18 protein-coding genes are annotated in these 17413 nt (G+C 61.8%); 10 read left to right on the forward strand and 8 right to left on the reverse strand.

Annotated elements, in window-relative coordinates:
• Positions 1-51 precede the first annotated feature (51 nt).
• The gene (locus tag WDN46_22510) at positions 52-705 is read left to right on the forward strand and encodes a cation transporter (protein ID MEJ0096079.1); all 654 of its coding nucleotides are present in this window, start codon (positions 52-54) and stop codon (positions 703-705) included.
• 64 nt (positions 706-769) lie between these two features.
• The gene (locus WDN46_22515) at positions 770-985 is read left to right on the forward strand and encodes a hypothetical protein (protein MEJ0096080.1); all 216 of its coding nucleotides are present in this window, start codon (positions 770-772) and stop codon (positions 983-985) included.
• Between the two features lie 70 nt (positions 986-1055).
• Here the strand turns inward: WDN46_22515 and WDN46_22520 are convergent, their stop codons facing one another.
• Together WDN46_22520 and WDN46_22525 are read right to left on the reverse strand one after the other, a co-directional pair.
• A complete protein-coding gene (locus WDN46_22520; GenBank protein ID MEJ0096081.1) occupies positions 1056-1271 on the reverse strand; it encodes a hypothetical protein in 216 nt (71 codons plus the stop codon).
• Positions 1272-1275: 4 nt separating this feature from the next.
• On the reverse strand, positions 1276-1590 hold the full coding sequence (locus WDN46_22525; GenBank protein ID MEJ0096082.1) for a hypothetical protein: 315 nt from the start codon (positions 1588-1590) through the stop codon (positions 1276-1278).
• 337 nt (positions 1591-1927) lie between these two features.
• On the opposite strand from WDN46_22525, the gene WDN46_22530 reads away from it, so the two are divergent.
• Positions 1928-2224 carry a hypothetical protein gene (locus tag WDN46_22530; protein ID MEJ0096083.1) on the forward strand — a complete coding sequence of 99 codons (297 nt, stop codon included), beginning with the start codon at positions 1928-1930 and terminating at the stop codon, positions 2222-2224.
• A gap of 104 nt (positions 2225-2328) precedes the next feature.
• On the opposite strand, the gene WDN46_22535 is transcribed toward WDN46_22530, so the two are convergent.
• Complete coding sequence (locus WDN46_22535) at positions 2329-2943, reverse strand: TetR/AcrR family transcriptional regulator (GenBank protein ID MEJ0096084.1); 615 nt, start codon at positions 2941-2943, stop codon at positions 2329-2331.
• A gap of 174 nt (positions 2944-3117) precedes the next feature.
• Between WDN46_22535 and WDN46_22540 the strand changes: the two genes are divergently transcribed.
• From WDN46_22540 to WDN46_22570, 7 genes are all read left to right on the forward strand, one after another.
• Positions 3118-3996 (forward strand): type 1 glutamine amidotransferase domain-containing protein, encoded by an 879-nt coding sequence (locus tag WDN46_22540; protein ID MEJ0096085.1) that lies wholly within the window; start codon positions 3118-3120, stop codon positions 3994-3996.
• A gap of 47 nt (positions 3997-4043) precedes the next feature.
• The gene (locus WDN46_22545) at positions 4044-4937 is read left to right on the forward strand and encodes an alpha/beta hydrolase (protein ID MEJ0096086.1); all 894 of its coding nucleotides are present in this window, start codon (positions 4044-4046) and stop codon (positions 4935-4937) included.
• A 194-nt stretch (positions 4938-5131) separates the two neighbouring features.
• On the forward strand, positions 5132-5593 hold the full coding sequence (locus tag WDN46_22550; GenBank protein MEJ0096087.1) for an SDR family oxidoreductase: 462 nt from the start codon (positions 5132-5134) through the stop codon (positions 5591-5593).
• Between the two features lie 594 nt (positions 5594-6187).
• Complete coding sequence (locus WDN46_22555; GenBank protein MEJ0096088.1) at positions 6188-7003, forward strand: DUF4396 domain-containing protein; 816 nt, start codon at positions 6188-6190, stop codon at positions 7001-7003.
• Between the two features lie 358 nt (positions 7004-7361).
• A complete protein-coding gene (locus WDN46_22560) occupies positions 7362-8105 on the forward strand; it encodes a (Fe-S)-binding protein (GenBank protein MEJ0096089.1) in 744 nt (247 codons plus the stop codon).
• 50 nt (positions 8106-8155) lie between these two features.
• A complete protein-coding gene (locus WDN46_22565; protein ID MEJ0096090.1) occupies positions 8156-9712 on the forward strand; it encodes a lactate utilization protein B in 1557 nt (518 codons plus the stop codon).
• The gene (locus WDN46_22570) at positions 9709-10320 is read left to right on the forward strand and encodes an LUD domain-containing protein (GenBank protein ID MEJ0096091.1); all 612 of its coding nucleotides are present in this window, start codon (positions 9709-9711) and stop codon (positions 10318-10320) included. Before WDN46_22565 ends, WDN46_22570 begins: the two co-directional genes overlap by 4 nt.
• A 27-nt stretch (positions 10321-10347) precedes the next feature.
• Here the strand turns inward: WDN46_22570 and WDN46_22575 are convergent, their stop codons facing one another.
• The 5 genes from WDN46_22575 to WDN46_22595 all read right to left on the reverse strand — a co-directional run bounded on the left by WDN46_22575 (position 10348) and on the right by WDN46_22595 (position 17183).
• Positions 10348-11877: a TolC family protein gene (locus WDN46_22575; protein ID MEJ0096092.1), complete on the reverse strand. Its 1530-nt coding sequence runs from the start codon at positions 11875-11877 to the stop codon at positions 10348-10350.
• Positions 11864-13834: an FUSC family protein gene (locus tag WDN46_22580; GenBank protein MEJ0096093.1), complete on the reverse strand. Its 1971-nt coding sequence runs from the start codon at positions 13832-13834 to the stop codon at positions 11864-11866. The genes WDN46_22575 and WDN46_22580 overlap by 14 nt, the downstream gene beginning before the upstream one ends.
• Before the next feature lie 25 nt (positions 13835-13859).
• Positions 13860-14909, reverse strand: coding sequence for a multidrug transporter subunit MdtN (gene mdtN / locus WDN46_22585; GenBank protein ID MEJ0096094.1), 1050 nt, complete (start codon positions 14907-14909; stop codon positions 13860-13862).
• Positions 14910-14911: 2 nt separating this feature from the next.
• Positions 14912-15184, reverse strand: coding sequence for a YtcA family lipoprotein (locus WDN46_22590; protein MEJ0096095.1), 273 nt, complete (start codon positions 15182-15184; stop codon positions 14912-14914).
• 280 nt (positions 15185-15464) lie between these two features.
• Positions 15465-17183 carry a thiamine pyrophosphate-dependent enzyme gene (locus WDN46_22595; GenBank protein ID MEJ0096096.1) on the reverse strand — a complete coding sequence of 573 codons (1719 nt, stop codon included), beginning with the start codon at positions 17181-17183 and terminating at the stop codon, positions 15465-15467.
• Positions 17184-17413: the final 230 nt, after the last annotated feature.

Consider the following 17413-nt stretch of genomic DNA (forward strand, 5'->3'; position numbering starts at 1 on the left):
GTACGTAGCGTGTCGTTGGCGAATCGCAAATTCCTGCCGAAGGGGTCCTTAATGGCTGGCTGCTGCCACGACGAACGCTGCTCTAAAGACGCAATTTTGAACAGCCCCGCTTGGCGCCGGGCGCTTTGGATCGCACTCGCGATCAACGCCGGGATGTTTGCGGCTGAGGTCGCCGCCGGCATCGCCGCAGGTTCGGCATCGCTGCAGGCGGACGCGCTCGATTTCCTGGGTGACGCAGCAAACTACGCCATAAGCTTGAGTGTAGCTGGCCTTGGCCTTGGATGGCGAGCGCGCGCCGCACTTTTGAAAGGTTGGGGTCTAATCCTGCTTGGCCTATGGGTAATCGGCTCGACCGTCTGGCATGTCCACACGGGCACGCTGCCTCGCGCCGAGGTAATGGGCGTAGTCGGCTTCCTGGCGCTCACCGCTAACGCGGGCGTCGCCTTGATGCTGTACCAATTTCGGAGCGGCGATGCGAGCATGCGCTCAGTGTGGATCTGCTCTCGCAATGATGCGATCGGCAACCTCGCCGTGCTCGCTGCCGCAGCTGGAGTATTAGGCACACGCACCGGATGGCCCGACGTAATCGTAGCTGCCCTTATGGCAAGCCTGAGTATAAGCGGCGGATGGCATATTGTGCGAAAGGCGCGCGGCGAACTGCAAATTGGAAAGCCTCTCCACGGCGTTAAACCCCCCGCGGAGTAAAAGGTCAGCGCGGCGATCGAGCTTCTCTTGGGATCCATCGAACTCGGTCATTTTTTGGACTCGCATGACGCTCGCCAATGCGGATAACCCCAATATTCCTGGGCAGGGATTTGACCTTCCCGGCAACCTCGCCTCGCCGAGCATTCAGCTCGACAGCGCTCACCGCCTCACCCGGCTTACCGTCACGCCGCATCTCTCGAACGCCACTACGGACACCGCCGTCATCTTCCCAGCTGGGGTATTTGCCCGCTTCGACACGCTTGAAGCGCCGGTCGGCTAGAGCATTGTTCCGTGCAAAAAGAAAAAGGCGGGACTGATTCCCGCCTCTTACACCGTCGCTTGCTGCGATCTTAATAGATCTCAAACGGACCCCGCGCCGGGCGCAACTGCTCAACCGCGCTGTGTGACGTATTCTGCATCTCGGCGCCGACAGAGCGGCCCATAACGATGCTCTCTTCTTGTGCATATTGCCGATCGTAAGAATACGGGCTCGCCTGCTTTGCTTCTGCGAAACTGGCGGAGCCGGCAACGAGGGCGGCGACAAACAAGAGCTTGGAGATGTTCATGATTTTAGTGCTTCAATATTCGGCCAGGGCTGTAAATCGCCACACCGGCCGCTCCCCTTATAAACAGTTTCGCCGAGCTCGAGTTCCATGCGGCTGCGAAGTATTTGAGCGCATCGCCGGTTAAGTGACCAGCGGCCGCCCACGCAGCAGACATTACGCCGCGGCCAAACGCGGAGCTGCTTCTACAGGGATAAAACAAATGAAGCTTGTCGAGTTCACACGTGACGTCCTGCCGCACCGAATTGGTGAGAGTGTTGGCGGATGACGTGGCGGCGGCCTCGAGGCGTCCGGCGAAATTGCCGCCAATCCGCCGGATCATGGAAAAAAACCGTCTCCCGCTGAGGAGAGCCAGTCGAACTCCGCGTCGCCCAAGGCCCAAGCATAACCGCCGCCAAACCTATCTCACCAAGTAGAAAGGATCGCTATGATCGATCTGTTTCAGGGCATGGGGCCGGACCTGGTGAGCCCGCCGACGAATCTGGCCGTTATCGCGCCGAACTCCGTTGAGATGGAGCGGCGGTACTGCGGCCTGTCGAGCGCCGCGGGGGCCCCAATGTGTAGTCGGCCGTCTAAACGCTCAAATGGAGCTGACGGCCGACCCGCGCGGCGCCGAAAAATAATCAGACGCCGGTCTTACGAAAGCGGGAATAAAAATCATGACTGACGATAAGAGTCTCAACGATGGGATTTTGGTCATCATGCGTCAATGCTGGGATTTGCATTCGCATCTGAAAGACGGGGACCTTAAGAAATACGCAGATGGACTCCGAAAACGGATTCAATTCGGCGTCTCCAACGATGCGCTTGATAGTTATCTGAGCGATGTTCAACCAAATAGGCTCGAAATTCCCTGGACCAGAGCCTACCGCGAGATTGTCGATCAGTCGATCGCTCTCGTTAAAAGTTCGGCCCGCGCTAAAGTTAGCGGCTTGGCTTTCTCGTCGACTGCGTAAGGAATCATTTCGGCATGAGCATGGTCATCGCGACCCCGGATATCGTGTCGCTCAGGGTTTCCAGGCGTCGAAATACGAAGGCCCCGTCCATTTCCCTGCTTTCCTTACTCGCTGGGGGATCGCGGCCGTCGGGATGGTTTAAACAGCCTCGACGCTTCAACCAGTTCCGCCAAGGGACGCCTGATATGCCCGTCTGCTTTCAGCATTACCAGCCCGTGCAATTGAGCCCAGATTAGATGAGCTTCATCCTCGACGCGGTCCGCCGGGGTCGTGACGGACAAGGCTTCGCGCAAGCGGTTGAAGGAATCCACGGCAGCGGCTCTCAGGGCGCTCTCCGTGCCGGCTTCGGGCACGAGGTGCGACGCGAACATCAGTCGATAGAGCTCGATATTCGCTTCGCCGAATGCGACATAGGCGAGAGCCATCGCTTTTAAGGCGCCGTCCCGCCCTCCTGCCGCAGCGGCCGCGGTCAGCGCAGCGGCAAACTCCTCGAACCCTTCCGTCGTGACCGCCTCAAGCAACTCGTTACGGTCGGCAAAATGCCGATAGGGAGCTGGCTGGCTTACGCCGGCAAGCCGCGCGAGAGAGGCGAGCGACATCGCCTGCGCCCCGCTTTCCACGATCTGGTTGCGTGCGATTCGCACCAGCGTCCGCCGTAGATCGCCGTGATGATAACTGATCCGGTCAGACGCTTTTTTTCCGCTTGGCTTCGGGTTCATGTGATTACCTATAACATTTGACTTGACGGCGGTCAAACTATCGCTATGTCATACGCTATTACATCGTTCGGGTCGTGGCGACAAACGCCGCCCTCCTCCCGAACCGCCACCGACCCAAGCCTGGTCGCGGTTCTACTAAAGGCAATCATTTCCCGTCGATTAAGGACTCTCGTCATGAGCCGCATTCTACTGCCGATCCCCAGCCGCGATTTCGACCCCACGGAAGTCGCTGTGAGCTGGAAGATACTGACGCAGCGTGGTCATCGGGTCGTTTTCGCGACGCCCGACGGCAAGCCGGGCGCCTGCGACCCGATCATGCTCTCCGGTATCGGGCTCGACCCCTGGAGCGGCATCCCGGTGCTTCGCAAAATCCGTGTCCTGGGCCTCCTGCTGAGCGCCAATGCCGACGCCCGGAACGCCTATACCGAGATGCTGCGCGATCCGGCCTTTAAGAGCCCCATGCGCTGGGACCAGATCAAGTCCAAGGACTTCGACGCCCTGCTGCTCTGCGGCGGGCATCGGGCGCGCGGCATGCGCCAATATCTCGAAAGCACTGTTCTTCAGCAGATCACCGCCGAGTTCTTCGCCGACGAAAAGCCGGTGGCCGCGATCTGTCATGGCGTGGTGCTGGCCGCCCGCAGCAAGCGGATCGATGGCCGGTCCGTGCTGCATGGCCGAAAAACCACGGCGCTGCCTTGGGCGCTGGAACGCAAGGGCAGCGCTCTTGCTCATGTCGGGCGTTTCTGGGACCGCAACTATTATCGCACCTACACGGAGACGGCGGGGCAACCCGCGGGATATACGGCCGTGCAGCAGGAGGTCACGCGCGCGCTCGCCAGCTCTGCGGATTTCATCGACGTTCCCGAGAGCGACCCCGAATTCAAGCGCAAGACGAGCGGTACAGCGCGCGACACGGCGACGAATGATCGCCCCGCCTGGGTGGTGCGAGATGATAATTACGTCTCGGCGCGCTGGCCCGGCGACACCCATAGCTTTGCCCGCACATTCGCCGACGTGCTCGATGCGAGGGCCCCTCGTGACCGATCACGATGATGCAGCATCTTCAGCTCATTTTTCAGACATAACGAACGAGGAGGATCATGGTTAGCCAAAATGCATTCGACTATACGGGCCGCTGGTGGCCCGATCAGAAGCCGGAGTTCCTGTCGTTAACCACCGGCGGTCCAAAGGTCCGCTATTTGCGGGCGGGCCAAGGCCCGGCGCTGGTCCTGCTGCATTCAATCCGCACCCAGCTAGACTTGTTTCAACGGGTGATCCCAAAGCTCGCCGATCACTTCACCGTATACGCGTTCGACTATCCGGGATTTGGCTGGTCGGAAATCGTGCCGGGCGCCGACTATCGGGAACCGGCGATGCGAGAGCATGTCGTTAATTTCATCGAACGGCTCGACTTGCGCGACATCACCCTGGCTGGCGAGTCGATGGGCGCCACACTGGCATTGACGACGGCCGCGGTGCTGGGCGATCGCGTGAAACAGGTCGTCGCCTTCAATCCCTATGACTATCTGCCGGGTGTGGAGCGGGCGAACCTACTCGCGTCGGTCATTATCAAAAGCGTGCGCGCGCCGGTCATCGGGCCGGCTTTCGCCGCCATGGAAAGCCGGGCCTCTCTCGCCGGTATCTTGAAGGGCGGTCTCCACGACCCGCGCAGCTTGCCTCCGGACTTCCTCGATGAGTTGGTGAAAGGCGGGAAGCGGCCGGGCTACCCAAAGGTTGCGCGCGCCGTTTATAGAGGCCTTGCGAGCTACGTCGCAGCGAAATCGAATTACGCTCAGATCGCCGTCCCGGTGACGCTGGTCTATGGCGATCATGATTGGTCGCGCCCGGCTGAGCGCGAAGCGAACCGGGCTCTGATCAGGCATGCAAAGATGATTGTCCTCAAGGACACCGGACATATTGCTTCGCTGGAGAGTCCGGAAGAATTCGCCCGAATTCTAATTGAGACGCTATCAACAGCCCGCTCCGCCGCTTGAGGTGGAATCGGCAATGTGAGCTTAGCGAGGCGCGAAAGAATTGGACGCTCCGTGGGTCGATCCAGAAATCGACCTGCACCGCACCCGTTCCTCCTGAACCCGGAGTAAACGATGACTCAGCCGAAGCCGAAGCGCTTCTTGGCGTCGACCGAAGATGAACACGTGGGGTTATCCCATTGTCGAGGAGGTAGATCATGAAAACATTTCTTAGCATTGGAGCTGGTCCCGGTATGGGCCTCGCGACAGCCGAGCGGTTTGCCGGCGAAGGGTTCCGGATCATTTTGAGCGCCCGGAACGAGACCAAGACGAAAGAGCTTGCGGGGCAGCTCGCGGCGAAGGGCCATAAGGTCGAAGTACGCACGGTCGATGCAGCTGAACCGTCAAGCATCGCAGCGCTCGTGTCGCAAGTTGAAAGCGAGTTCGCCGGGATAGATGTTCTGCACTTCAATGCGGCCTCGATGCGAAAGGCCACGTTGGCGGATCAACCGCGCGAGACGTTCAACTATGATCTCGCCGTTAATATCGGCGGCGCAATGGTCGCTGCGCAGGCTGTGGCGCCCAACATGATCGCACGCGGCTCAGGTTCCATCCTGTTCACAGGCGGCGGCTTCGCCCCTTCAGCCGCACCCGGATTATCTCTCTCTGAGCATTGGTAAGGCAGGCATTCGCGCGCTGGCGCAAGGCATCTTCGAGCCGTTCCAGGAAAAAGGCGTCCATGTCGCGACCGTTACCGTCGCAGGCCTCGTCATGAACAGCAAAGACGCCAATGCCGTCGCCGAACAGTTCTGGCAACTGCACAGCCAGCCTGTCGGTTCGTGGCAGGTGGAGACCATATATACGCCCGTCGGCTGAGAACCTGGAAACGGCTGATCGCGGCCCCAGCGCGATCAGCTCCCCCTTAGAAAAGGAGTTCCATCATGGCTTCTTATCCGGCGGCATTTGCGACATCTCTGATAGCGCTGCGCGTTGCCATTTATTACGTTCCGTTTATGTTCCAGAAATCCCAAGAGATCATTATACCGGCCCGCGAGCAAAGATAGCCGATAATCGCCGCATCGGCATGAGGCTGCTTCGTCGTCTTGTATTGCAATCATGAAAAACGGCTCGGCTTCGATGAGCTTGGACTGCCTGTCCCCTCCATAGGTCAACTTTCTCCTTTTCCAAGAGGGAAAGTGGGGGCAGCCGCTTGATCTTATGTTCCCCTATAGCGATGGTGCTTCATCCGATCCTCCAGTGCCTATGAGGCCACCGTGCTCGATGGCGTTATGCTGTTGTGGTTCATCCTTGCAGCGCTTGCGTTGACGTTCGTCGCCATCGACATCCGCACCACTCCGGCATCCATCGTGTTGAAGTGGGGGTTCGTGCTGACCACTGCCTATACCGGCGCGATCGGCGCCTTCCTCTACGTTCTCGGCTGCCGCGAGCCGCTACCTGGATTGCACGAGCAATACGTCGCGGCGCATTGGCGCCAGAGCCTGGGATCGACCATGCATTGCGTCGCAGGCGACGGCGTCGGCATCCTCGCCGGCGCCGTGCTCGCGCGCGTCTTCGGCCTGACTGGCTTCGCCGAAATCGCTCTCGAATATGCCCTTGGTTTCCTCTTCGGATGGATGGTGTTCCAGGCCCTGTTCATGCGTGAGATGGCCGGCGGCTCCTATACGCGCTCGCTCGCCAGCACCTTCGTCCCGGAACTCCTGTCCATGAATCTGCTGATGACGGGCATGGCGCCGACGATGATGATCCTGCAGACGCAGCTCGGCAGAGGCGCCGATCCGAAAACAGTTGCGTTTTGGTTCGTCATGTCGATGGCGCTGCTGGTGGGCGCCATCTTCGCCTATCCGATCAACTGGTGGCTCGTCCGTTACAATCTAAAGCACGGCATGATGACTGTCCGCCCCGCGAGCGCTTCATCTATCACCGCGGCGCCATCACCCCACGGCCACACCGAATACGCCGAGATGACGCGCCCAATAAAACCGCAGCCCCCGGTCATCGTCATGGCCCTACTTTCGTTTCTCGCTTTTGCGGTTAGCCTGCTAATCACCTCAATTGCCGCGCCGATGTGAATCCTATCAGGCCGCGTGGTGCTCGGTCATGGCAGCTGCGGCGCCGTCAAGGCCACGGTGACGGCGCCAGAAAGCCGATACATTGCCAGGCCGCTGGAAAAGTCACTCTTCTGTCCTAATCGCCGCCCGGCGTCACCAGTCCAACGCCGCAGCGAACCGGGCTCGCTGGAATACCCATACCCCCCCACCGCTGACCGCTCGCATCCCCCGTGGAGGGGGCTGCGCTCCCCCGTTTCGGGGATGCCTAGGGGATTCGCTTCGCTTTATGCCAATCACGCTTGTCTATGCGGCCGTGGTCTATTTTGCGTTCCGCGGCAAGGTCCGGCTCGACTCTGAATGTCATTAGCGGAGATTCGTCATGCGCGTTGGCCTCTTTATCCCTTGCTACATGGATGCATTTGAGCCTGAGGTCGGCGTCGCCACGCTCGAGCTGCTGGAACGGTTCGGGTGCGAGGTCGACTATCCCTTTGACCAAACCTGCTGCGGGCAGCCCATGACGAACACGGGCTGTCACGCTGAAGCAGCCGCAACCGAGGCCCTCTTCGCGAAAAACTTCTCGGACTACGATTATGTGGTTGGTCCTTCAGGGAGCTGCGTCCATCAGATCAGGGCTCATATGACAGCGATCGAACAGACCGAGGCTGTGAAAGCCGTACGCGAACGCACGTTCGAGCTTACTGAATTTCTGCACGACATCCTTAAGGTCGAGGATTTTCCGTGGGCGGAATTCCCACATAAAGTGGGCATCCATTATAATTGCAATTCATTGCGCGGCATCGGGCTCGCGAGTCCGTCCGAACTGCGCGGGCCTTTCTTCTCGAAGCCGCGCGATCTCCTAGCGAAGGTCAAGGGCATCGAATTCGTCGAGCCGGCCCGTCCCGACGAGTGTTGCGGCTTCGGCGGCGCCTTCTGCGTCTTCGAACCTTCTGTGTCGGCCAAGATGGGCTACGACAAGGTCACCGACCATGCCCAGGCGGGCGCCGAATATATCGTCTCGGCCGACTCCTCCTGCATGATGCATCAGAAAGGCTGCGCCGAGCGGATCGGCGTGCCGATCAAATTCATCCACATTGCCCGCATCCTCAATGGAGGCGCGGCATGACCCGGGAAGCCGACAACGCGCCGGGCGCGAACGCCGCCTCTGGGCACGGCATGATCCACCCCGATCTCCTGAGCGACCATCGCGAGGGCGCTGTCGGACAGGACGGGCAGCGTCTTGACCATGCGGAAGGAACCTCGCGACCCATGCGGTCCAGGATCCGAGAGCCGCAGCCGCGCGGCGCGCGCGTTCACGGATCGAGCCCGATCGACCAGAGCGAGGCCGCGGCCCGCTTCATCGCCGCCACCGAACATGAGAAGATGCACGACGAACGTCTGTGGGATCTGCGCAAGAAGCGCGACCGCGTTATGCACTGCATCGAGGAATGGGAGGAATTGCGCGAGCTCGCCTCGCAAATCAAGCAGCACACGCTCGCCAATCTCGATCAATATCTCGAACAATTCGAGGCGGCCGCCACCGCCAACGGCGTCACCGTCCATTGGGCGGCGGACGGCGCCGAGCACAACAAAATTGTGCATGGCATCCTGCGCGACCACGGCGCCAAGACCTTGATCAAATCGAAATCGATGCTAACCGAAGAGTGCGGCATGCGCTCCTATATGGCGAGCGTCGGCATCGAGGTGATCGAGACCGATCTCGGCGAACGCATCCAGCAGCTCGACAACGAAGACCCGAGCCATGTCGTGGTTCCAGCCGTCCACAAGCTGCGCGGCGATGTCGCCGAGGTGTTTGCGCGAGAATTCGGGACCGACCCGGACAATGATGACGTGCATTACCTTGCCGAACAACAGCGGCAGGCCACCCGCCCGCTGATCCTCGGAGCGGACGCCGGCATGACCGGCGCCAATTTCGCGGTCGCCGAGACCGGCAGTTTCGTGATCTGTACGAACGAGGGCAATGCGGACTTGTCCGCCAACGTGCCACGCCTGCATATCGCATCGATCGGCATCGAGAAGCTCATTCCCCGCATCGAACATCTCGGGGTGTTTGTGCGGCTCCTGTCGCGCAGCGCGCTCGGCTCGCCGATGACGCAATACACCTCGCACTTCCGGGCGCCGCGGCGCGGCGGCGAAATGCACATCGTGCTCGTCGACAACGGCCGCACCGCCCGTCTTGGCATGGAAGAATTCTGGACATCGCTCAAATGTATCCGCTGCGGCGCCTGCATGAATACCTATCCGGTGTACCGTCGAAGCGGAGGGCTGAGCTACGGCGCAACTTATTCTGGGCCGATTGGCCTCATTCTGGATCCGACCTTCGATCGACGGAAATATTCGGCTCTCCCGTTTTCATCTTCCCTGAACGGGTCCTGCAGCAATGTCTGCCCGGTCAAGATCAATATTCACGAGCAGATCTTCGCCTGGCGAAAGGTGATGTCCGAGACCCACGAAATCCCGCTCATGAAGGCTGCGATGATGAAGGCGGCCGGCGAGCTCTTGTCGCAGCCTGCGCTATATCGAGCGGCGATCACCGCGGCGGACTCGGCCTTGCGGCATCTGCCAAAGTTCCTGATCTACAATCCGATAAATACCTGGACGCGCGGACGCGAGATGCCGGAGGCGCCAAAACAAACCTTCCATTCATGGTGGAAGCAGCATCGCATGGAGGGGAAGGCCGGCGCAGCCCCGCAGGATGGAGGCGGAGCATGAGCGCGCGCGAAGCCATATTCGCTGCAATTGCGGCCAATCGGCCGTCGGGAAGGCATGATCTGCCGGCCGTGCCTCGCTTCGCCGTTCCCGACCCGGACAAGGATCGCATCCGGGCGTTCAAGACGAACCTCGTCGCGATGGGCGGAAGGCTCATGGACGCGGGACCGGCAAATGATCCCCTCGCGCCGCTTCGGGCCCGTCTGGCCGCCGCCGCGGTGGTATGCTCGGCAGCGCCCGAGATTGACGGCAGACGCGATCTTGCCACTGTCGCAAAACCGCATGACCTTGCCGACGTCGACATCGCGGTGGTCCGTGCGGCCTTTGGCATCGCCGAAACCGGTTCTGTGTTGTTAACTGAGAGTGAGCTGCATGTGAATGCGCTTGCATATTTGGCGCAGCACCTCATCGTCCTGCTTGATCCCGAAGACATCGTGGCCAGCACGCAGGATGCCTATCGTCGGCCGGAATTGCACACGGCGCATTATGCTTCGTTCCATACAGGCCCATCCGCTACGGCCGACATCGAAGGCGTGCTGATTCATGGCGCGCAGGGCGTTCGATCTCTTACGGTTCTATTGTCGCCGCGCGGCGCAGACGCAGGACGCTGAGACGTCGTCCCGTCATCGCCCGCGGTCCTACTGGGGCGCAGCTCCCAGCGTTCCCGTCGAAAGCGCCAGCGTTGCGGCCGCCGATAGCGTCGTGCTGTAGGCATCGGTGGCCGCGTTCTTCGCTTGCAGAAGTTGGGTTTCAGACAAAATAAGGTCCGTGATGGAGCCGACGCCGCTGCGATAGGCCGCCAGCGCCGCGTCGAACGTCGTCTGTGCGGCGGTTGTCAGGCTTTGCGAAGCGGCATAAGCAGAAAGCCCGGTATGCAGCGCGTTATCAGAGAGCACGATCTGGCGGACCGCTTCTTCACGCACCCGCGCCATCCGGGCATCTGCGCTGTCGGCTTCGGCGCGCGCCTGCTCCAAAGTCGCGGCGCGAGTCCCGCCGTCATAGAGCGGAACGGCCACGCCGCCGAAAATGCTGCCGCCGAGGCGATTGCTGGTGATGTTGACGGCCGGCGGTTGCTGGCCGGCGGATGGAAGCGCCGTCACGTCCAGGTTTCCCGAATTGTAGGTGCCGTTCCCCGAAAGGAACAGTTTCGGCAAGAACTCGGCCTCCGCCGCCCGCACGTTTGCGAGACTCGCCTTTTGGGCGGCGTAGGCGCTCTGTACGTCGGGCCGGCGAGCGAGGGATTCGGAGATGATCGTTTCGACTGGCGCCGTCATCGACTGCGAGAGCCTTCGACCTGACACGTCGGCGATCTTGATCTTCGTGAGCGGCGAAAGCCCCATCGCCGTGATCAAGGCGAGATAAGCGTCCTGAGCCCCTCCGGTGGCTTCGACCACCGCCAGGTTTGCTTGCGCGGTGCCTTGGCGGGCCTGGGCAACCTCGATCACCGTCCCGATCCCATGCTTCTGACGGTCTTCTGCGGCGGCCTGAACAGCTTGCGCGTTTTTCAGCGACTGAGCGGCCGTCGCGAGGCGGGCCCGGGCGGCGGCGTGCTTATAGAATGCCAGGGCGACGCTATAGATGACTTGCTGATGCGCTGCGGTGAAGGCGATGTTCGAGATCAACGACGCCTGTTTCGCCGCATCGACCACGGCGGCGCGCTCCCCGAAATCAAACAGAAGCCATTGCAGGGAAACGGCCGAAACCGTGCCGTTTGCCGATCCACTGCTATTGAAGCTCGTGTTGAGCGCCGATTGGCTCCCACTGCTGCCTTGAAGGCCGCCGATAACGCCCAAGGTGATCCGCGGGAGATAGGCGCTTTGCGCGATGCCAGCAGCGAGCGCCACGCGCCGAGCATCGTTCCAGGCGATCTGCGTGGTTGGATTGTTCGATTCCGCGAGATCGATCAGCTCCGGGAGAGAATAGACCTTGACGATGTCAACCACGGACGGCGGCGGAACGCCCGCGAGCGCGGGATTTGCGGGCAGCACGTAGTTGTTTGCAGCGCCCGAGGCCCCCCGCTCGCCGGCGATGATCTCGCCGTCTGCGGTTGTGGCCGGCGTCCAAGGCCGATCAGGCCGCTCCGGCGCCATGTCGATCGCCGAAGTCGCACAGCTGGCCAGCCAGAGCGAGGACAGGACGATGACGATGGATCCTTCACGCCCGCGCATAGTCACCCCTTTCTCCCACATCACCTTCGCATGGTTGGGCCGCCATTTGCTCGAGCTTTGTGAGGGGAGCTTCGATGAACGCGAATGCCGCGTCGGAGGCGGCCGACCCAGTAGTTGGGCCCCGTCCGAGAGAGGCGTCCTCCGTCCCAGCGTCGGGCGGCGCCGGATGTGCGCCGAACTCCTCCGCCAGCCGATCGAGCCGGCGGGCGACGCCGCCGGAGGCAATGGGGTCTTGGTCGGCCCCGATCAGCAACGGCCCTTGCAACGACGAAAGGGCGTCGGCGACTTCCCGCCGCCGGTCGAGCCAGCCTTCCGCCGATCGGATTGAGGAAGGCTCATAGCGCGTGAGATCGAGATCTTGTTCAATGGCGCCGAGCGCCGTCTGCGCCTCAGTGGCGAGCGCCCAGCGCTTGGGCCGGGTTACCGCCGAGGCCAAGGCGGCTAGCCGACGAAGCAGCGCGGCGATAGCGGGATCGATGCGGTCGGCGACGCTGACCGGCCAGACCAAAGTGAAGACGACCGCGACGACAAGGTTGCCGAAGAGGATGCCGATGACCCGGTCGCGCGCGATGGTCATGTCAAAGGCGGGGGCCGAGCCCTGGACCACGCTGAGGAAAAAGGCGAAAGCGAGCTGGAAGCCGACATAGGAGATGCGGGGGCTGCCGGCGGCTATCCAGCCCGAAACAAGCGCGGCCAGGAAGACGATGATCATCAAGGCGCCGATGGAGGTGACGGTCGGCATCAGAAAGATGATGGCCGCGAGGCCCGCGGCCGCGCCGACCAGGGAGCCTAGAATGCGGAGCGTCAGCTTCTCAACCGTCTCCGCCGTAGTGCCAAGAGAGATGATGTAGCAGGTGATCAGGCAGGTATGGATGCCGGGCCAGTCGAGCAGCGAATAAACGACGTAGCAGAACATCGCCGCGCCTGTGGTCTTCAAGGCATATTGGACATGCGCAGGATTGGTGAACGCGTCGGGAACGAAAAAACCTCCCTTGGCCGCCGGCTCCGGTGGCGGCTGTGGCAGCGGGGGCTCCGCGAAAGTGGTCAGCGCTACCCGCAATTCCGCAAGCGACGCCGCCGCGAACGGCGATAATGCTGGCTCGTCCTCGGCATTCTCCAAGGTTACGTCAACCGGATACGCGCCCTTGTGGAGGATCGCCGCCATCTCGTCGAGCGTCATGGCGATTCGTTCGGAGAGCGCTGCGGGCAGCAGCGGTTCCGGACCACGCGTGATGACGTCCACCACCGACAGGATCACGGCGGTCGCTTGCGTCGCCTGCCGCAGGGCGGCGATTTCCTGCGGGGGCGACGTTTTCTCGGCGCCGGCCACTTTCAGCCACGCCGGTATCTCGCCGGACCCTTCGTGCAGGCATTCCTCGAACGCCTTGCGCGCGCGGGCGTCAGGCGCGCGAAGCAACGTGGCGCCAAGCTGGAGGCGACGCGCCAGCGCACGCTCCGCCAACCGCCGCGGCGGCGGCCCGAGAACGAAGTTGACCACGATGGAGACGCCGGCGGGTATGCCTACGAAGAGCCAAGCATAAAGAAGCGCCCGGGTCGCGATCTCACCCATATTCGCCGTGCCAAGCAGGTCCAGCGCGTAAGCCGTTATCAGGGCGACGATTGCTGCGACCGGTTTGAGTTTGCTTGCGGATGCGGCGAACAGCAAGCCTAACGAGATGAGAGTCATCGCGACAACGCGCCAAAACGGCCTGTCGATGACCTGCGTGGTTATCGCCAACACAAAGCCGATGACCAGGGTGATCAGCAGGAGCATCACGATGCTCACGACGATGCTCGTCGCCCGGTCTGGCTTGACTACGAAGAAAGCGACATAAGCGGTGAGCGCCGGCTCAGGCGTCTGGTAGATCTCGACGACCAGTGTGGTCAGGGCGCAGATCAACGCCAGTCGGGCGGCGAACTCGAGTCGCCCGGGAAACGGCGCCAGGAGCGGCAGCAACCCTCGAAGGGCCGAAGGGCCTCGCTCACTTGCAGGCGGCGCCATATTTCACCTCAACGACGGCGGTGGCGCCCAACCTCATGAGCCCCTGAGGCGGGTCTTCAAGGCGAACGCGAACAGGAAAGCGCTGGGCGACCCTCACCCAATTGAGCGAAGGCTCAACGTAAGGGACCGAGCGCGGAAGGTTGACGCGGTCGGTGTCGAGCACGCCCGAGCCGATGCCTTGAACGATCCCTTTGATCGGCTGCGTGCGGTCAACCATCGAGAAGGCAGTGACGCAATCGCCGACCGCAATGGCGTGAAGATCGATCTCGCGGAAGTTCGCGACCGCGTACCATTCGTCGTCATTAGTCAGGGTAAACAAGCTCTGCGACGGCGCGATCATCTCGCCTGTCAAGACCGTCAGCCCGACGACGCGTCCCGCGTGAGGGGCGCGCACGGTGGTATCCGCCAGAGCGCGCTGCGCGATGCCGAGCGCGGCCTGCTGCGCGCGAACTGTCGCCTCGGCTCCCGCGTCCGTGTCGATCGCCTGGATGGCGGCCGCTTGCTGCTCGCGGGCCTGCTGAAGCGACGTCGTCGCATCCCGTTGCGCCGTTTGAGCCTGGTCGAGTTGCTGGGTCGGCACATAGCCCTTGGCTGCGAGCGGGCGAAGCCGTTCGACGGTGCGCGTGGCGAGGTCGAGATTAGTCGTGGCGCGCCGCACCTGATCGGTCGCAACGGTCGCGGCGGAACGCTGGGTCGAGATCGCGCGGCGCCGCGTCTCGAGAGCGGCTTGCGCCAAATCGAGATTAGCCTCCGCCTGTTGCACCGCGAGGCGGTAAGGCTCCGGGTCGATCTGGAAGAGTAGATCGCCCTCGGCGACATGGACGTTCTCCGCAACCGGCAGCTCGATGATCCGGCCGCCGACCGCCGGAGCCACATGGACGACGTCGGCATCGATCGTCGCATCGTCGGTCGAGGGCATGATCGAGCGCCGATGCTCCGCATAGAGCCCGAAGACGATCGCCGCCGCGATGATTGCGAGTGAGATCAGCGTAGCCCACGGGGCATGACGGCGCGCGCCTGCAGCCTTCATGGCTACTGTCCAAACCAGAGCAGCCATGCGAGAAGGGCGAAGCAGACCCCGATCGATGCGCAGACGAAAAGCTGAAATGGCAGAACGCCGGCAAGACCCGTGACGATGAATGCCGCGCGGGCGCCGATCGCCGCGATGATCCCAATCAGCGCGCAGACCATCCAGGCCGGGAAATATGCGCCGACCAGTGAGAACGAAGGTGCTCCACGCTCACGGCACCCGCTCAGAACGATCGAGATCAATGGCGTCAGGGAAAATATGTTGGGCCGCATCATGATCTGGAGTTCGAGGACGTCCGCGGGGGCAGACGAATAACGGTCGGCGTCGCCGCAGCCCCCGCGTGGTGGTTTCCCCCTCGGACCTACGCCAGCACGCTCCTTCGCCGGTAGCCTAATGCAATCACTGATTTTTGAAAAGCTTGCTCAGCGAACGCCACCGACCCCTCCATAAAATCTTGTGAGCGACCGAACTCTCGTTGCAGGCCGCTTTCCAGAGGAGGCTCCACGGCGAGATGATTCCGCGCCGCGGGGGCGACCTATCTTCATGGGAACGCAGTCAGGGGATATTCTCGACAATCATCTCCCACACGTCGTGACCTCTGCCATGCAGCATCGCCTTGGCGCTGTAGACCGCCATGCCGACGACAGCTTCAGGCGAGACGAAAGGCGAAGGCGGCGACACCAACTGCATTGGCTCCACTTTCACATGAAGCAACGCCGGTCCGGGCTGTTCGAGCCAGGCCCGGACGGCTGCGTCGAGTTCGCCAGCCTTCGAAATGCTGTGGCCCCAGAGACCCATCGCTTTCGCGACGTCGCCGAAATTGGGATTCTTCAGATCCGTATAGACAGGCGACAATCCGGCGGCCTTCTGCTCGATTTCGACAAACCCGAGCTTGCCATTGTCGTAGACGACAATCTTGATCGGCAGGTTCTCCTGCACCGCAGTCAATAGATCGCCCAGCAGCATCGCGAGCCCGCCATCGCCCGACAGAGAAATCACCTGCCGGCCGGGCTGGCACTTCTGCAGTCCGAGCGCCGATGGCATCCCGCCCGCCATCGTGCCATGGAGCAGGCTGGCGAAAGTCCGGCGTTTGCCGCCGGTGTCGATGTGGCGAACCATCCAAACCGTCGGCGTCCCGTCGTCTGCGGCGAACAGCGCGTCCTCGGCGGCATATTTGTTGATCACCTTGGTCAAATAGGTGCCGGAAATGGCGGAGTCAGGAGCCGACGCGGTTTCAGCCTTCGCCGACGCTGCGTCCTTTTGAAAACGCTCCACATGGGCTGTTAGAAACGCGTTGTCCTCATGCTGTTCGAGGCGCGGCAGCAGAGCTTCCAAGGTCGTCTTGATATTGCCAACCGCCCCGACCGCCACCGGATGACGCCGGCCTAGATGCGTCGGGTCGATATCGATCTGTATGATTTTGGCCCTATTTGGATAGAACTGGCTCCAGGCGAAATCCGCCCCGAGCAGAAGCAGCACATCGCAGTCGAGGATGGCGTGGTAACCAGCGCCGCCGCCGATCATTCCGGTCATGCCGACATTATAGGGGTTGTCGTATTCGAGGAAATCCTTGCCGCGAGACGTGTGGGCCATTGGAGCCTTCAACCGCGCGGCGGTAGCCACCACCTCATCATGGGCGCCTTGGCAGCCTGCGCCCGCGTAGACGGTGATCGCCTTGCTCTCGTTGAGGATGGCGGCGATCTCATCAAGATCCTCGTCGCTCGGGCGAATGACCGCGCGCTTTGCATGGACGGCATACGGGGCTTCATCGTGAAACTCTGCGTTGGCGACATCCGCGGGCACAATGAGCACGGCCACGCCACGTTTGGTTAGCGCCGCCTGACAGGCGGCCACCGTCTTACGGCGAGCCTGCTCCGGCGTCAGGATCATCTCGCAAAAGACGCTGCAGCCCTTGAAGACGTCATTGAAATCGATCTCCTGGATGGACTCGAACCCTAGATCGCGTCGCACGATCTGGGTCGCGATCAGCAGGACCGGCGCCCGATTGCGATTGGCCTCATAGAGGCCGTTGATGAAATGCAGGCTGCCTGGGCCGCAACTACCTGCGCAGGCCGTGAGGCGCCCGGTCAGCGAAGCTTCGGCGGCCGCTGCGAAAGCGCCGGCCTCTTCATGCCGCATATGCACCCAATCGATGCCGCTGCTGTTGAGGGAGTGGGCAATCCTGTTCATTGTGTCGCCGACGATCCCGTAGCATGTCTTCACGCCGGCTGCTTGCAGCGTCTCGACCAGCACATCAGCCACTCTTTTACTCATTGAGAGAACCTCGCGTTTCGCTGGGCTATGTCCGAGAGCCGCCATACCGGCCTCCCATGTCGCGTCCGACCGCGCCTCTCCGCAAAGAGCAATCGGCCCCTGCGCTCGGCTGTCAAGTCGGGCAAAGCCCGCTCGCCGGATTCTGCGCTGAAGGCGCAGCTGGACAAATCCCCTCGATGGGGGGTCGCGCTGCTCGATTTGGGGGAACCGTAAGCGCCGCAGGATGATAT

It is taken from the genome of Methylocella sp., from assembly GCA_037200525.1.
Taxonomy (GTDB): Bacteria; Pseudomonadota; Alphaproteobacteria; order Rhizobiales; family Beijerinckiaceae; genus Methylocapsa.

Bases quoted from the DNA above. Each gene is read 5' to 3' on its own strand.
- WDN46_22510 (MEJ0096079.1), top strand. From the start codon at position 52: ATGGCTGGCTGCTGCCACGACGAACGCTGCTCTAAAGACGCAATTTTG.
- WDN46_22515 (MEJ0096080.1), top strand. From the start codon at position 770: ATGACGCTCGCCAATGCGGATAACCCCAATATTCCTGGGCAGGGATTT.
- WDN46_22520 (MEJ0096081.1), bottom strand. From the start codon at position 1,271: ATGAACATCTCCAAGCTCTTGTTTGTCGCCGCCCTCGTTGCCGGCTCC.
- WDN46_22525 (MEJ0096082.1), bottom strand. From the start codon at position 1,590: ATGATCCGGCGGATTGGCGGCAATTTCGCCGGACGCCTCGAGGCCGCC.
- WDN46_22530 (MEJ0096083.1), top strand. From the start codon at position 1,928: ATGACTGACGATAAGAGTCTCAACGATGGGATTTTGGTCATCATGCGT.
- WDN46_22535 (MEJ0096084.1), bottom strand. From the start codon at position 2,943: ATGAACCCGAAGCCAAGCGGAAAAAAAGCGTCTGACCGGATCAGTTAT.
- WDN46_22540 (MEJ0096085.1), top strand. From the start codon at position 3,118: ATGAGCCGCATTCTACTGCCGATCCCCAGCCGCGATTTCGACCCCACG.
- WDN46_22545 (MEJ0096086.1), top strand. From the start codon at position 4,044: ATGGTTAGCCAAAATGCATTCGACTATACGGGCCGCTGGTGGCCCGAT.
- WDN46_22550 (MEJ0096087.1), top strand. From the start codon at position 5,132: ATGAAAACATTTCTTAGCATTGGAGCTGGTCCCGGTATGGGCCTCGCG.
- WDN46_22560 (MEJ0096089.1), top strand. From the start codon at position 7,362: ATGCGCGTTGGCCTCTTTATCCCTTGCTACATGGATGCATTTGAGCCT.
- WDN46_22565 (MEJ0096090.1), top strand. From the start codon at position 8,156: ATGATCCACCCCGATCTCCTGAGCGACCATCGCGAGGGCGCTGTCGGA.
- WDN46_22570 (MEJ0096091.1), top strand. From the start codon at position 9,709: ATGAGCGCGCGCGAAGCCATATTCGCTGCAATTGCGGCCAATCGGCCG.
- WDN46_22575 (MEJ0096092.1), bottom strand. From the start codon at position 11,877: ATGCGCGGGCGTGAAGGATCCATCGTCATCGTCCTGTCCTCGCTCTGG.
- mdtN (MEJ0096094.1), bottom strand. From the start codon at position 14,909: ATGAAGGCTGCAGGCGCGCGCCGTCATGCCCCGTGGGCTACGCTGATC.
- WDN46_22590 (MEJ0096095.1), bottom strand. From the start codon at position 15,184: ATGATGCGGCCCAACATATTTTCCCTGACGCCATTGATCTCGATCGTT.
- WDN46_22595 (MEJ0096096.1), bottom strand. From the start codon at position 17,183: ATGAGTAAAAGAGTGGCTGATGTGCTGGTCGAGACGCTGCAAGCAGCC.